Annotated in this window: 12 protein-coding genes and 1 pseudogene; 11 read left to right on the top strand and 2 right to left on the bottom strand. The window is 60.5% G+C overall.

Annotated features, from left to right (window positions below; genetic code table 11):
• Positions 1 to 10 precede the first annotated feature (10 nt).
• The 5 genes from L904_RS09975 to L904_RS09955 all read left to right on the top strand — a co-directional run bounded on the left by L904_RS09975 (position 11) and on the right by L904_RS09955 (position 7,015).
• Positions 11 to 1,831, top strand: coding sequence for an ABC transporter ATP-binding protein (locus L904_RS09975; protein ID WP_035263271.1), 1,821 nt, complete (start codon positions 11 to 13; stop codon positions 1,829 to 1,831).
• A 41-nt stretch (positions 1,832 to 1,872) separates the two neighbouring features.
• Positions 1,873 to 3,408 carry an ABC transporter substrate-binding protein gene (locus L904_RS09970; protein WP_035263269.1) on the top strand — a complete coding sequence of 512 codons (1,536 nt, stop codon included), beginning with the start codon at positions 1,873 to 1,875 and terminating at the stop codon, positions 3,406 to 3,408.
• 89 nt (positions 3,409 to 3,497) lie between these two features.
• On the top strand, positions 3,498 to 4,421 hold the full coding sequence (locus L904_RS09965) for an ABC transporter permease (protein ID WP_035263266.1): 924 nt from the start codon (positions 3,498 to 3,500) through the stop codon (positions 4,419 to 4,421).
• A 6-nt stretch (positions 4,422 to 4,427) separates the two neighbouring features.
• Positions 4,428 to 5,276, top strand: coding sequence for an ABC transporter permease (locus L904_RS09960; protein ID WP_020811984.1), 849 nt, complete (start codon positions 4,428 to 4,430; stop codon positions 5,274 to 5,276).
• Between the two features lie 5 nt (positions 5,277 to 5,281).
• Positions 5,282 to 7,015, top strand: a complete 1,734-nt coding sequence (locus L904_RS09955) for a M14 family metallopeptidase (RefSeq protein ID WP_035263264.1) — start codon at positions 5,282 to 5,284, stop codon at positions 7,013 to 7,015.
• Positions 7,016 to 7,042: 27 nt separating this feature from the next.
• Here L904_RS09955 and L904_RS09950 read toward each other — a convergent pair whose 3' ends face one another.
• Positions 7,043 to 7,414, bottom strand: a complete 372-nt coding sequence (locus L904_RS09950; RefSeq protein WP_035263262.1) for a hypothetical protein — start codon at positions 7,412 to 7,414, stop codon at positions 7,043 to 7,045.
• A 377-nt stretch (positions 7,415 to 7,791) separates the two neighbouring features.
• Between L904_RS09950 and L904_RS09945 the strand changes: the two genes are divergently transcribed.
• The 5 genes from L904_RS09945 to L904_RS09925 all read left to right on the top strand — a co-directional run bounded on the left by L904_RS09945 (position 7,792) and on the right by L904_RS09925 (position 12,415).
• Positions 7,792 to 8,964, top strand: coding sequence for an ABC transporter substrate-binding protein (locus L904_RS09945; RefSeq protein ID WP_031233687.1), 1,173 nt, complete (start codon positions 7,792 to 7,794; stop codon positions 8,962 to 8,964).
• Between the two features lie 120 nt (positions 8,965 to 9,084).
• Positions 9,085 to 9,948 carry a branched-chain amino acid ABC transporter permease gene (locus L904_RS09940; RefSeq protein ID WP_003519826.1) on the top strand — a complete coding sequence of 288 codons (864 nt, stop codon included), beginning with the start codon at positions 9,085 to 9,087 and terminating at the stop codon, positions 9,946 to 9,948.
• A 1-nt stretch (position 9,949) separates the two neighbouring features.
• The gene (locus L904_RS09935) at positions 9,950 to 10,957 is read left to right on the top strand and encodes a branched-chain amino acid ABC transporter permease (protein ID WP_020809644.1); all 1,008 of its coding nucleotides are present in this window, start codon (positions 9,950 to 9,952) and stop codon (positions 10,955 to 10,957) included.
• Positions 10,954 to 11,718, top strand: coding sequence for an ABC transporter ATP-binding protein (locus L904_RS09930; protein WP_020809643.1), 765 nt, complete (start codon positions 10,954 to 10,956; stop codon positions 11,716 to 11,718). Before L904_RS09935 ends, L904_RS09930 begins: the two co-directional genes overlap by 4 nt.
• A complete protein-coding gene (locus L904_RS09925) occupies positions 11,699 to 12,415 on the top strand; it encodes an ABC transporter ATP-binding protein (RefSeq protein ID WP_020809642.1) in 717 nt (238 codons plus the stop codon). The genes L904_RS09930 and L904_RS09925 overlap by 20 nt, the downstream gene beginning before the upstream one ends.
• Positions 12,416 to 12,587: 172 nt before the next feature.
• On the opposite strand, the gene L904_RS09920 is transcribed toward L904_RS09925, so the two are convergent.
• Positions 12,588 to 12,878: a GIY-YIG nuclease family protein gene (locus L904_RS09920; protein ID WP_020809641.1), complete on the bottom strand. Its 291-nt coding sequence runs from the start codon at positions 12,876 to 12,878 to the stop codon at positions 12,588 to 12,590.
• Positions 12,879 to 13,189: 311 nt separating this feature from the next.
• Between L904_RS09920 and L904_RS09915 the strand changes: the two are divergent.
• Positions 13,190 to 14,004 (top strand): annotated as a pseudogene (locus L904_RS09915) (MurR/RpiR family transcriptional regulator).
• Positions 14,005 to 14,054 lie beyond the last annotated feature (50 nt).

Below are 14,054 nucleotides of genomic sequence, written 5' to 3'. Positions count from 1 at the left end.
AGACGCTGACATGACTGCCGCACCCGCAAACGCCCTCCTCTCGGTCGAAGGCCTGAGCGTCGAGTTCGGCAATAGCCGCGTCGTGGACGATATCTCCTTCAGCGTCGAGCCCGGCAGCACGGTCGCGATCGTCGGCGAGTCCGGATCGGGGAAATCGGTCACCTCGCTTTCCACCATGCGCCTTGCCGATATGATGGGCGCGACCTACCCCACCGGCAAAATCCTTTTTGAAGGCAAGGACTTGCTGAAGGCATCTCAGAAAGAGATGCGCGCGATCCGCGGCAAGGAGATCGCCATGATCTTCCAGGAGCCGATGACCTCGCTCAACCCCGTCTTCACCATCGGCGACCAGATCTGCGAAGTGCTTGTGCTGCATGAAAAGATGGGCAAGCAGGCAGCGCTGGCGGAAGCACAGAAGCTGCTCGAAATGGTGCGCCTGCCCGATGCGGCCGAACTTCTGAAACGGTATCCGCACCAGCTTTCCGGCGGCATGCGCCAGCGCGTGATGATCGCCATGGCGCTCGCCTGCCGGCCGAAGCTTTTGATCGCCGACGAACCGACGACGGCGCTTGACGTCACCATTCAGGCGCAGATCCTCAACATCATGCGCGACCTGCAGAAGAAGCTCGGCATGGGTATGGTCTTCATCACCCATGACATGGGCGTGGTGGCGGAAATGGCCGATGACGTCGTCGTCATGTGGAAGGGCAAGAAGGTCGAGGAAGGTCCGGTCAAGGATATCTTCGCCAATCCGCAGCACCCTTACACGCGCGCCCTGCTTTCCGCCGTTCCGCGCCTCGGCAGCATGGAAGGCGAAGAGTTTCCCAAGCGCCTGCCGCTCACCGTGTTGCAGGACGGCCAGCCGGTCGTGGTCGGCGAGGAGCGCGTGCAAAACACCGCGAAATATGACGCCAAGCCGCTTCTGTCGGTCAAGGACCTGTTCGTGCGTTTCGATATCCGCAAGAACCTGTTCGGCAAGGCGACGCACCGTTGCAGCGCCGTGCAGAAGGTGAGCTTCGATATTCACGCCGGCGAAACGCTGGCGCTGGTGGGCGAATCCGGTTCCGGCAAATCCACCATCGGCCGCACCATCCAGCAACTGCAGACGGCCATATCAGGCGAAATTGCCTTCAATGGTCGCAGCTATTCGCAGATGTCGGCGGCGGAACGCTTCCGCATGCGCCAGGAAGTGCAATATATCTTCCAGGATCCCTTCGCCTCGCTCGATCCGCGCAAGACGGTCGGTTTTTCGATTGCCGAGCCGATCAACACCCATGGTTTGATCAACGATCAGAAGGCCGTAAAGCGGCGCGTGGATGAATTGCTGGAGCGTGTGGGCCTCAGCTCCGAACATGCCGCGCGGTATCCGCATGAGTTCTCCGGCGGCCAGCGCCAGCGCGTCTGCATTGCCCGTGCGCTGGCTTCCGATCCGAAGCTCATCATCGCGGACGAGGCGCTCTCAGCGCTCGACGTCTCCATTCAGGCGCAGATCATCAATCTGTTCATGGATTTGCAGGCCGAGCGCGGGCTCGCTTATCTCTTCATCAGCCATGACATGGCGGTGGTGGAAAAGATGAGCCACCGCGTCGCCGTGCTTTATCTCGGCCAGATCATGGAAATGGGCAGCCGCCGGCAGGTCTTCGAAACGCCGACGCATGATTATACCCGCCGCCTGCTTTCGGCCGTGCCGGTCGCCGATCCAACCATCGAGCGCCGCATCGCCATGATCGAGGGCGAAATCCCCAATCCCGTGCGCCGTGTCGGCGATGAGCCGGCCATTCTCGCCCATGAGGAAATCAATCCGGGCCACTTCATCGCGAAGAGCGCCTGAATAACAACCAGACCCACAACCATCTGAAGAGGAACAGGTAGATGACAATGATCAAGAAGGGGATGACGACAACGTTCGTCGCACTTGCCATGGCCGCCACGGCCTTTACCGCCGCACCGGCTCTTGCTGCCGGCAAGATGACCATTTCCAGCCCGCAGGACCCGGGTAGCTGGGATCCGATCGACACCTTCCTCGTGCAATGGGCGGCGGTCGCCACCAACATCTTCGATGGCCTCACCTATCGCGGCCCGGACCTGAAGGTCGTGCCCGGCCTTGCCGAATCCTGGGAAGAGCTGGATGAGGGCAAGCGCATCCGCTTCAAGCTGCGCCAGAACGTCAAGTTCCATAATGGCGAGCCCTTCAACGCCGCCGCCGTCAAGTTCACCTTCGAGCGCCTTCTCGGCGAACAGGGCGCCAAGGGCCCGCAGCGCTCCAACTATGTCGCCATCGAAAGCGTCGATGTCATCGACGATTACACCGTCGACATGAAGTTGAAAGCGCCCGATCCCGTGCTGCTGACCAAGCTTGCCGGTTATGGCGGCATGATCGTTCCGCCGAAGTACATTCAGGAAAAGGGCGAGGACAATTTCAACCTCAACCCCGTCGGCACCGGTGCATTCAAATTCGTTTCCTACGCACCGAAGACCAACATCAAGCTCGAAGCCAACCCCGATTATTGGGGCGGCGCGCCAAAACTTTCCGAGCTTGAATATCGCTTCATCGCCGAGCCGGCGACCGCCGTTGCCGAATTGCAGGCCGGCCGCGTCGATCTCGTCATTCCGCCCACCATCCCGATCGGCATGATCCCGGTTATCCAAGGCGATTCCAAGCTCGAGATCGTCAGCGTTCCCGGCCCGACGGTCGATGCGCTGCGTTTCAACACCCGTGACGGCATCACCGCCGACCCGAAGGTGCGCAAGGCGATCATCATGGCCGTCGACCGCGGCACCATCGTCAAGTCGATCCTTGCCGGCCAGGCATCGGAAATCGCAAGCTTCCAGAGCGCGCTGTCCTTCGGTTACGACCCGGAACTGAAGCCGCTGCCTTACGATCCGGAAGGTGCAAAGAAGCTGCTCGCGGAAGCCGGCGTCAAGGCAGGCGCGGCGCTGCAGATCGATATCCGCGGCAATGACGCGACGATGAACGAGGTGGCGCAGGTCATTTCCAGCTACCTCTCCATGGTCGGCATCACCGCCACCATCAAGCCCTATGAAACCAACGTGCTGCTGAACGACATCATCCCGCAGGGCAAGACCGGCGCGATGTTCCAGCAGAAATGGGGCGGCTGGACCTTCGACTACGACAACACGGCCTATTCGATGTACCACTCGGGTGAAAAGTGGAACCCCTATGACAAGGACGAGAAGCTGGACAAGCTGCTGGAATCCCAGCGTCCGCTGACCGACCGTGCCGAGCGCGAAAAAATCCTCAAGGAAATCGGCAGCTATACCGCCGACCGCGCGCTGGAAATCCCGCTTTACAACACCAATGCCATTTACGGCATCAACAAGCGGGTCAAGGGTTTCGTCGCACCGCCGGATAACCGCCTGAAGCTGACCGACGTGACCGTCGAATAAGCGGGTTGATCCTCTGACACGCCGCCTTGTCCGCCTCTCGCGGGCAAGGCGGGATTTCTCTTCCCCCGTTTCCTCGCAAGGTAAAAAACGTGGCCGGTTTCCTCATCAAGCGATTGCTGCAGGCGATTTTTGTCGTCATCGCCATCACCCTTCTCGTTTCTTTCGCCATTCGCCTCACCGGCGATCCGGCTGTCACCATGTTCCAGGGCGGCGGCAGCATGACGGAAGACGATCTGGCGCGCATTCGCGCGGCGCTGGGCACCGACCGGCCGTTCTTCGTGCAATATTTCAGCTTCCTGAAGGGCCTCGTGACGCTCGATTTCGGCCGCAGCTTCACCGGCAGCACGCCGGTTTCGCGCCTCATCGCCGATGCCCTGCCCGCCACGCTTTTGCTCGCCTTCATTTCCATGGCGGTGTCGATTGCGCTTTCCATCCCGCTCGGCATCAAGGCAGCGACCTCGCGCGGCAAGGCGGCCGATCAGGTGATCCGCATCTTCTCGCTTGTCGGCCTGTCCTTCCCGAATTTCTGGCTGGCCACCATGCTGGTGCTCTTATTCTCCATCACGCTCGGCTGGCTGCCGCCAAGCGGCATGGGTGGTTTTGCCAGCTACATCATGCCCGCCGTCACCATGGGCGTCATCCTCACCGCCACCAATGTCCGCCTTGTCCGAACGGCCATGCTCGATACGCTGCGCTCGCAATATGTTATGGTGGCGCGCGCCAAGGGTCTCAGCGAAAACAAGGTTCTCTACAAACACGCGCTGCGCAACTGCGCCATTCCGCTCATCACCTATTTCGGCCTGCAATTCGGCGGGCTGCTCGGCGGCATCGTCGTCATCGAACGTGTCTTCAACTGGCCGGGCCTCGGCACGCTGGCCTTCGATGCGGTCGGCGCGCGTGATTATCCCGTGCTTCAGGCCGTCATCACCGTGCTGTCGCTGATGATCGTCGGCATCAACCTTCTGGTCGATATCGCCTATGGGCTTGTCGATCCGCGCATCCGCACGGAGTAAGTGACGATGGCTGCCAAAACCTCGCGTCTCGCGCGCTTCACCAATCTCGAATTCGTCCTCGGCGCGTTCCTCACGACAGTCATCTGCCTTGCCGTCGTCTTTTCCGACGTGCTGTTTCCGGGCGGCGCGGACAAGATCGACCTGATGGCACGCCTTGCCAAACCCTTCGCCAATGCCGCCCATCCGCTCGGCACCGATCCGCTGGGGCGTGACGTGCTCGCCCGTGTCGTCGCCGGCGGCAAGATTTCGCTGCTGGTCGGTTTCACCTCGGTCATCGGCGCGGTCATCTTCGGCGTCGCGGTCGGACTGGTGGCCGGTTATTATCGCGGTTTCTGGGATATGCTGGTCATGCGCTTTGCCGATATCCAGCTCGCCATGCCCTTCATTCTGCTTGCCATCACCTTCATCGCCATTGTCGGCGGCAGCCTCACCAACACCATCATCCTCCTCATCGTCTCGCAATGGGTGCAATATGCCCGCCTCGTGCGCGGCTCAGTGCTGACGCTGCGAGAGCGGGAGTTCATCCTTTCCGCCCGCGCCATCGGCGTGAAGGACTGGCGCATCATTCTCCAGCATCTGCTGCCCAACCTCATCGGCCCGGTCATCGTGCTGATGACGCTCAATGTCGCCAACAACATCCTGCTTGAAAGCAGCCTCACCTTTCTCGGCCTCGGCGTCGATCCGACCATTCCGAGCTGGGGCGGCATGCTGGCGGATGGACGGACCTATTTGCAGACGGCATGGTGGGTCAGCGTCTTCCCGGGTCTTGCTATCCTTCTGACGGTGCTTGGCCTCAACCTTCTCGGCGACTGGCTGCGCGACAGCCTCGACCCCACCGGCAGAACCTCGAGGTAACAGCGATGAGCCAGATTTTCGACCAGACTTTCGAACGCACGCTGGATGCGCTTCTCGCCAATGCCGAGCCCGGCCAGTCCTTCGAGGCATGGAGCTTCGATGATGCCAAAAGCCGCCGCGAAGCCGAAAACCGGCTGAAGAAAAAAGGCGTCAGCGCCCGCATCCGCAGCGCCTACAAGCCGCTTCTCTTCACCTTTCTGGAAGAGATCAATCTGGATGGCGTCGACACCATAGAGGTGCGTTACCCGGTGCACACCAACGCGCCCGCCAATCGTTTCCGGCTGGAAGCCTATCCGCTGGCGGCTCTGGTGGGCGATGCGAAGATCGACTTCGTCGCCCGAAAAGATGACGCCTTCCATTATGATGTTACCCTGAACCGCAACGGCAAGAAGGAAACCCTGAAGATTCTGGCGCCAAACCGGGTGCACACCGATATCGTCGGCGAAACCAATGTTTCACCCACGGGCTGGTTCCGGCTTGCCGGCGACGCTGTGGGTGAACGGCTGGAAACGGATTACGAACGGCTTTTCGAAGCGGCGATCCATGCCGTCGCCAACCATGGCTGGGGCGATGAAGAGCCCTATTTCGAGGAACTGAACATCCACGTCGCGCATCCGGCCGAAGATCTGCCGCTCTCCCTCGGCGATGAGGTCGTCAGCCTGCGCGAAGCCCTGCATGAGGATTTCTATTTCTCGCTTTTGGAGTTCTTCCAGAAGAAATCCGGCCGGCCGCTGGGTGACCGGGGCCTGAAGCCCGGCCAGATCGTACCGGAAATCGTGAAAAGCGAAGGTGAAGTCTCCGTCCGCATCGAGGCCCGCACGCTCACCACCGCTTTTCTCGATGGCCGTGAACAGCAGATCGATACGGCCAGCGAACCGGTTGCGGCAGGCCAGCTCGCGAAGCTGCTTGAAGAAATCGGCGGCGAGGCCTTCGAGGCCCGCTCCCGTTCCGGCCGCATTCTTGCCGCCCGTTATGTCGCCGGCAGCGATGCCGCGGTGATGATCAGCGGCGGCCAGCATCCCAACGAGACGACAGGCATCGTCGGCGCCATCCGCGCCGCGCGCAAACTCGCAGAGCGCAAGGGCGCACATTTCACCATTTCTCCGCTGGAAAATCCGGATGGTTACGCCCTGCATCAGCGGTTGAGAGCCGACAATCCGCGCCACATGCATCACGCGGCGCGTTACACGGCGCTCGGCGACGATCTCGAATATCGCACGCGGGAGAATTCGGGTGTCCATCTCAACGAGAAGGCAATCCGTTTCAGGGCGCAGGAAATGAGCGGCGCCAGCCTGCATGTGAACCTGCACGGTTATCCATCGCATGAATGGACCCGGCCGCTTTCCGGCTATGTCCCGCGCAATTTCGCCATGTGGACGCTGCCGAAGGGTTTCTTCCTCATCATCCGCCACCATGCGGACTGGGAAAGGCAGGCCGAAGCCCTGCTCGACCGGGTGACGCGCCATCTCGGCGCCATTCCCGGCCTGCTCGATTACAACAACCGACAGATCGCTCTTTATGAAATCCACGCCGGCGAAACCGGTTTCCGCATCATCAACGGCTTCCCGTGCCTGTCCTCCGTCGACGACCGCCACACCGTGCCGATGACGCTGATCACCGAATATCCCGATGAGACGATCTACGGCAACGACTTCATCACCGGCCACACCGCACAGATGGAAACGGTTCTCTCCGCCTATGATGCCTGGCAGGAGATTCTTGTCGGGGAAGTGGCCTGATATTGCAGGCCGCCCTCGATGGGCGGCCTATTTTCCTGCCGTGCCGGCGAGTTTTTGGTCCCGCTGCTTCTGCAAAAGCCTCTTGCCCTTGCTCAGAATATGCAGATTAGCGGCATCAAGCTTGTTGTACCCGGCCTGAATAATATCGAGATCAGCAACGTGACCGATTGCTGCCAGCTCATGCATCACGTCGCCAATAGCGACATCGACACTCGGCTTTTGCAGGTTGACCACATCCTCCACCGCAGCATGCATGCCTTGCGCGTCTCCGCCCATGACGTGATACAGCGCCAGCGCCTTGCGAAGAAATGCTTCACGGCGCTCGATCTTATTGTTGAGTATACTTTCGCCAACGCGATCTCGCATCAACTCAACAACTCTATTTTGATATTCGCCCATCAGACACCAAATAAAGTTCACAATATGCTTCGCGAGGCTACAAACAATCCCCTTAGAACTGGTTAAGGCACGAGGCTTGCGCGGGTATGACCGTCATTTTCGAAACATGTCACAAAAGCTGGTTTTCATGAGGAAGCATTTCGATACCACGTGCCGCGAAAACACCGGTCGTGATGGCTGCGGCGGCGCTATACATTGAGAATCACGGGATGATCACTATTGTGCGATCTTACATGAGACAAACCCGGCGAGACGGGTATTGATAACCGTCAGGTTATTTATCACCCCCCTTATTTCATTTTACTTTGGCCACCGCACTCATCAATCTGGCAGTCTGGATCGGTGGATGGGAGCCACGGGTCAATTGGGAGGAAATCATGAAATTACGGATCACCGCCGCCATCGCGGCCATCTGCTTCAGTACTGCCGCTTATGCCGATACGATCAAGGTGGGCGTGGTCGGTCCGTTCTCCGGCCCCTTCGCGCTGCAGGGCAAGAACTTCAAGGCCGGCATCGATGCCTGGTTCGCCCTTCACGGCAACAAGGTCGGCGACGATACGGTCGAGGTCGTCTATCGCGATGTGCCGCAGGCCGATCCGGCGCAGTCCAAGGCGCTGGCGCAGGAGCTGGTGGTCAAGGAAGGCGTGCAATATCTCGCCGGCTTCTATTTCACCCCCGACGCCATGGCCGTCACGCCTTTGCTGAAGCAGGGCAATGTGCCGATGGTTATCATGAATGCCGCCACATCGGCCATCGTGACGAAAAGCCCCTATGTGGTGCGCACCTCGTTCACCACCTGGCAAACCTCCACCCCCATCGCCAAGGTGGCCTTTGATGGCGGCGTGAAGAAGGTCATCTCGCTGGTCAGCGATTATGGTCCGGGCGTCGATGCCGAAAATGCCTTCAAGGCGGCCTTCACCGCCGCCGGCGGCGAGGTTGTCGAAAGCATCCGCATGCCGCTTTCCACCAATGATTTCAGCCCGATCATGCAGCGCGTGAAGGATTCCGGCGCGCAAGGCGTTTTCGCCTTCCTGCCGTCGGGCCCGACCACGCTCGGCTTCGTCAAGGCCTTCAACGATAACGGCCTGAAATCCGCAGGCGTCAAGCTCTTCGCGCCGGGCGATCTGACGCAGGAATCCGACCTGCCGGCGCTCGGCGAAGCCGCGCTCGGCATGCAGACGACCTTCCATTACGCCGTCTCGCATGATTCGCCTGAGAACAAGACCTTCGTGGAGGCCGCCGCCAAGGCCATCGGCAATCCGAAGGAACTCTCCTTCCCTTCCGTCGGCGCCTTTGACGGCATGTATGTCATCAGCAAGATGATCGAGGCCACCGGCGGCAAACAGGATGCGGAAAAGGCGGTGGACGCGGTGAAGGGTCTTTCCTGGACAAGCCCGCGCGGCCCTGTCAGCATCGATCCGGAAAGCCGCCACATCACGCAGAACATCTATCTGCGCGAAGTGGCCAAGGGCGATAACGGCAATTATTACAACAAGGAAGTCCAGACCTTCGAAAAACAGGGCGATCCGGGCCTCGCCGCCGCGAAGTAACCGGCGACACGGGCCTCGCCGCCACAAAATAACGGCAGTTTGTAAAGACTTTCCGGGCCGCCCGTCGCGGCCCGGTTCCGGCCCGGATGGGTATTGCAGCACCGGGAGGAGCTTTTCAGCATGCAGACGGTCTTCAGCATCCTTGTCGATGCGCTTGCCTATGGCATGGTCCTGTTCATCATCTCCATCGGCCTTTCGGTGACGATGGGGCTGATGCGGGTGGTCAATCTGGCGCATGGCGCCTTCGCCATGATCGGCGGTTATCTCGCCTCCTATGCCGCCCATGGCCTCGGTCTCGGTTATGCCGTGGCGATCCTCGTCGCCATCGTCGGCACCATCGTCATCGCCATACCGCTTGAGCGTTTTCTCTATCGCCGCATCTATGGCGCGCCGGAGCTGACGCAGGTGTTGATGACCATCGGCATCACGTTCTGCATCATCGGCATCGCCAATTTCGTCTTCGGGCCGACGCTGAAGACCATTCCCCTGCCGCAGCAGCTGGCCGGCCCCACCGATCTTGGCTTCCGCACCATCGCCACGCATCGCATCTTCGCCATTGCCTGCGGTCTCGCCGTGGCCGGCGCGCTGTGGTTCACCTTCGAAAAGACCGCCTTCGGCATCAAGCTGCGCGCTGCTGTCGATAATGCCGCCATGGCGGCCGCACTCGGCGTTCGCACCGAGGTTATCTATGCCGTCAGCTTCGCCATCGCCGTCGGCCTTGCCGCCATGGGCGGCGTCATCGGCGCGGAATTGCTGCCGGTCGAACCCTATTATGCGCTGCGCTACATGGTGACCTTCCTCGTGGTGGTCTCGGTCGGCGGCGCGGGCTCCATTCCCGGCGCGCTGATCGCCTGTCTGCTGCTCGGCGCCATCGATACGACCGGGCGTTACCTCGCGCCGGAATATGGCGAATTCTTCTTTTACCTGGCGGTCATCGTGATCATCACGCTGTTCCCGCGCGGCCTTCTCGGAAGGGCGAAATGAGATGGCGGTGCTCATGAACGACGTGACTGAAACGGCAGAAATCCCGAAGGCGCGCTCGCCGCTGCGCACGCTTGCGGGACCGCTCCTCATCATTATCGCCGCCATTGCCGGTTATTACCTGTTTCCGGATAATCTGGCGCTTCTGACCCGCATCATCGCTATTGCTCTCCTGGTGCTGTCGATCGATCTCGTCACCGGCTATTGCGGCGTCGCCACGCTTGGCCATGCCGCGCTCTTCGGTGCGGGCGCCTATGCCGCCGGCATCGCCGCCGCCCATTTCGAGATCACCGATCCGCTGCTGATGACCGTGATCGGCGCGGCTGCGGGCGGCGTCGCCGGGCTGGTCTCCGGCACGGTTCTCTTGCGTGCCCACGGCCTGCCGCAGCTCGTTCTTTCCATCGCCGTCATCCACCTGTTCCATGAGGCGGCCAACAAGGCATCCGGCTGGACGGGCGGCAGCGACGGTCTTGCCGGCGTCTCCCCAGACGCGCTGTTCGGCACCTTCGAATTCGATCTTTTCGGCCGCACCGCCTATATTTATGGCGTCTGTCTGCTGCTCGTCGTCTTCCTCGCCCTCAGGGTCGTGGTCAACTCGCCCTTTGGCATGTTGTGCCGTGGCGTCAAGCAGGACAGCATCCGCATTCAGGCCATGGGCGGCGCCGTCAACGGCACGATTTTGAAGATGTTCGTCATATCGGGCATCGTCGCCGGCATTGGCGGTGCGCTCAACGCCATTTCCACCCAGGTCGTCGGCCTCGACAGCCTCAGCTTCACGCTTTCTGCCGAAGCACTGGTCATGCTGGTGCTCGGCGGCGCGGGCTCGCTTTACGGCGCGCTGATCGGCACCGTCACCTTCATGTGGTTCGAAGATGTCGTTTCCGCCGCCAATCCGTTCCACTGGCTCACCATTGTCGGCCTGCTGCTGATTGCCGTCGTGCTTTTTGCGCCGCGCGGGCTTTATGGCGCGGGTGAACAGATCATTGCGCGCATCCGTGGAGGTCGCAAATGAGCGCCATTTTCGAAGTCTCCGGCCTCAAGAAGAATTTCGGCGGCCTCGTCGTCACCAACAATGTCTCGCTGTCGCTTTCGCCGGGAGACCGCACGGTGCTGATCGGCCCGAATGGTGCCGGCAAGACCACCTTCGTCAATCTCGTCACCGGCAATATCAAGCCCTCGGCCGGCACGGTGCGCATTGCTGGCGAAGACGTGACCGGCCTCAGCGCCAGCCAGCGGGTGAAGCGCGGCCTCGTGCGGTCCTTCCAGGTCACAAGGCTGTTTCAGGACATGACCCCGGAGGAACACGTAGCGCTTGCCATTCTCCAGCGCGAAGGCAAGACTGGCCGGATTTTCGGCCGTTACCGCGCCATGCCTGCGGTGATGAGCGAAGCCCGCGACATTCTCGGCACGCTTGGCCTTCTCGCACTTGCCGAAACAAAGGTGCGCGAAATCGCCTATGGCCAGCAGCGGCTGATCGAGATCGCGCTTGCCATGGCGCTTCGCCCGAAAATCCTGCTGCTGGACGAACCGGCCGCCGGCGTGCCTTCCACGGAAACCGCGCGTATCGAACAGGCGCTCGACCGGCTGCCGGCCGATCTCGCCATATTGATGATCGAGCACGACATGGATCTGGTCTTCCGTTTCGCCAAACGCGTCGTCGTTCTGGCGGCCGGCGCCGTCATCTTCGACGGTTCGCCGGAAGACGTCACCAGCAATGCGGAAGTCCGCCAAGCCTATCTGGGAAGTTACGCCGATGCCCGCAGCGCCGCTTGAAATCGTCAACCTCACCGCCGGTTATGGCCCCACCCGCGTCATCGAGGGCCTGTCTCTTTCCGTGCCGTCGGGCTCGCGTTTCGCCGTGCTCGGCCGCAACGGCGTCGGCAAGACCAGCCTCTTCGCCACGCTGGCCGGCCAGACGAAACGCTTTGCCGGCGATATCCGCATCGGCGGGCAGGACATCGCCGCTTTGCCAAGCGCTGCCCGCGCCAAAGCCGGCCTCGGCTACGTGCCGCAGACCCGCGATGTGTTTCCCACCCTCACCGTCGAGGAAAACCTGTTCGTCGGCCTCAAGACCCGGCCGAAATCGGCCATCGAGGAAGCCTACACGCTGTTTCCGCGCCTGAAGGAGCGCCGCCGCAATCTCGGCTCGCAACTTTCCGGCGGCGAACAGCAAATGCTCTCCACCGCCCGCACGATTCTCGGCCAACCGCGCGTGCTGCTTCTCGACGAACCGCTGGAAGGCCTCGCCCCCGTCATCTGCGAGGAGCTGATGGCCGCCTTCTCCAAACTGGCGCAATCGGGTGAAATGACCATTCTCCTCGTCGAACAGCGCATCCAGATGGCCATCGACTTCGCCGACCACGCCATCATCATGGAACGCGGCCGCATCGTCTGGGAGGGGCCATCCAGCGACCTTGCGGAAAACCCGGATATTATCGATACGCATCTTGGCGTTGGCGGGTTGCATTGAGTCCCCACCACCACCCTCATTCCTATGCTTGTCACAGGAATCCAGCCAGCCCAAGTCCTGGGGCTGGAACGAGTCTCTCGCCGCGCAGACGCGCGTCGGCTGGATCCCTGTGACAAGCACAGGGATGAGGTGAGTGTGTGGTGACCGTCAATGGTTGATCATAGTGCGTGGGTCACAGGCCATGCAAATGAGCGGATATATCATCCCACTCCGGGTTCATGCTTTCGATCAGATTGAGCTTCCATTGCCGCGGCCATTTCTTGATTGTTTTTTCGCGCGTAATAGCGCTCGTCAACAGGTCGTATTCCTCGAACCACACGAGCATCTTCACGCCATATCGCGAAGTAAAGCCGGGTGTTAGTTCATTCTGATGTTCGAAAATCCTGTTCGGCAAATCCTTCGTCACACCAGTATAGAGCGTGCCGTTTCGTTTGGATGCTAAAATATAAACGTAACCCTTCATGTAAATGAACGTGCATCTTTCTCGATTACTTCACAAGGGAAAACCCGCGCTCCCCTCATTCCTGTGCTCGTCACAGGAATCCAGTCAGCCCAAGTCCTTGGGCTGGAAGGAATCCCCTCGCCGCGCGGACGCGCGGCGGCTGGATCCCTGTGACATCCTCGGGCTTGTTCCGGGGAACAGGGATGAGGAGAGTATGCTGGCCATTACTGCCCCAAATGCCGTCCATCACTCATACCTTAAAAAACCCAATGGAATAAAAATTCCACTGCAGTTAAAGTGCACACGATTTCAGTCTGCACAAAGGAACGACAATGACGGCAATCGAGGCGCCAGAATCCGTAAAGGCTTTTGAGGAGCGGCTGCTCCAGGTCGCGGAGGGTTTGCCGAAACGATTGCGGCAATGCGCCGATTATGTCGCCTCCAATCAGGATCGCATCGCCGTTTCCACCGTCGCTGAAATGGCGGAAGGGGCTGGCGTGCAGCCCTCGGCCTTCATGCGTTTTTGCCAGATCATGGGCTTTTCCGGCTTTTCGGAAATGCAGCGGCTGTTCCGCGATTCCTATGTCGGCGGCGGCCGGATTATGCCACGCGGCTCGACCATCTGCGGGAGAAGGGCGATGAAAGCGCATCCGGCCTGCTTGCCGAATTCGTAGAGGCCGGCCGTTCCTCACTGGAAATGCTGCTGAAATCGGTCGATACCCGCCAGCTTGACGAGGCGGTTTCGGCGCTGGCGAAGGCGCGCACCGTGCATATCATCGGTCTGCGGCGGTCCTTCCCAATTGCCAGCTATCTCGCTTACGCCTTCGAGAAGATGAAGGTGCCGGCGGTTCTGCACAGTGCGGTCGGCGGGCTCGGCAATATCAGCGCCATTTCCCGTGACGATGCGCTGATAGCGATCACCTTTTCTCCCTATTCCGCAGAAACGCTGGAGCTGGCGGAAAACGCCCGCGCCAACGGTATTCCGGTCGTCGCCCTTTCCGATTCCGCCGTCAATCCGCTGCGCAAATCCGGCGCGACGCTGCTGACCGTCACCGAGATCGATTTCGGCGCGTTCCGCTCGCTTTCCGCCACGCTCTGTCTGGCCATTACGCTGGCCGTGGCTGTGGGAACTCGCAAAACAGCCTGAATATTTTTATTGAAAACGGAAAAAATAGAATTTATGATCCAAATCCATGA

This window comes from Agrobacterium sp. LY4, assembly GCF_001526585.1.
In the GTDB taxonomy this organism is placed as follows: Bacteria; Pseudomonadota; Alphaproteobacteria; order Rhizobiales; family Rhizobiaceae; genus Agrobacterium; species Agrobacterium leguminum.
Note: the sequence above shows the minus strand (reverse complement) of the source record. Positions and strands in the feature narration are given on the sequence as shown.

Excerpts from the sequence above, each read along its gene's own strand:
- L904_RS09975 (WP_035263271.1), top strand. The coding sequence starts at position 11 with ATGACTGCCGCACCCGCAAACGCCCTCCTCTCGGTCGAAGGCCTGAGC.
- L904_RS09970 (WP_035263269.1), top strand. The coding sequence starts at position 1,873 with ATGACAATGATCAAGAAGGGGATGACGACAACGTTCGTCGCACTTGCC.
- L904_RS09960 (WP_020811984.1), top strand. The coding sequence starts at position 4,428 with ATGGCTGCCAAAACCTCGCGTCTCGCGCGCTTCACCAATCTCGAATTC.
- L904_RS09955 (WP_035263264.1), top strand. The coding sequence starts at position 5,282 with ATGAGCCAGATTTTCGACCAGACTTTCGAACGCACGCTGGATGCGCTT.
- L904_RS09950 (WP_035263262.1), bottom strand. The coding sequence starts at position 7,414 with ATGGGCGAATATCAAAATAGAGTTGTTGAGTTGATGCGAGATCGCGTT.
- L904_RS09945 (WP_031233687.1), top strand. The coding sequence starts at position 7,792 with ATGAAATTACGGATCACCGCCGCCATCGCGGCCATCTGCTTCAGTACT.
- L904_RS09940 (WP_003519826.1), top strand. The coding sequence starts at position 9,085 with ATGCAGACGGTCTTCAGCATCCTTGTCGATGCGCTTGCCTATGGCATG.
- L904_RS09935 (WP_020809644.1), top strand. The coding sequence starts at position 9,950 with ATGGCGGTGCTCATGAACGACGTGACTGAAACGGCAGAAATCCCGAAG.
- L904_RS09930 (WP_020809643.1), top strand. The coding sequence starts at position 10,954 with ATGAGCGCCATTTTCGAAGTCTCCGGCCTCAAGAAGAATTTCGGCGGC.
- L904_RS09925 (WP_020809642.1), top strand. The coding sequence starts at position 11,699 with ATGCCCGCAGCGCCGCTTGAAATCGTCAACCTCACCGCCGGTTATGGC.
- L904_RS09920 (WP_020809641.1), bottom strand. The coding sequence starts at position 12,878 with ATGAAGGGTTACGTTTATATTTTAGCATCCAAACGAAACGGCACGCTC.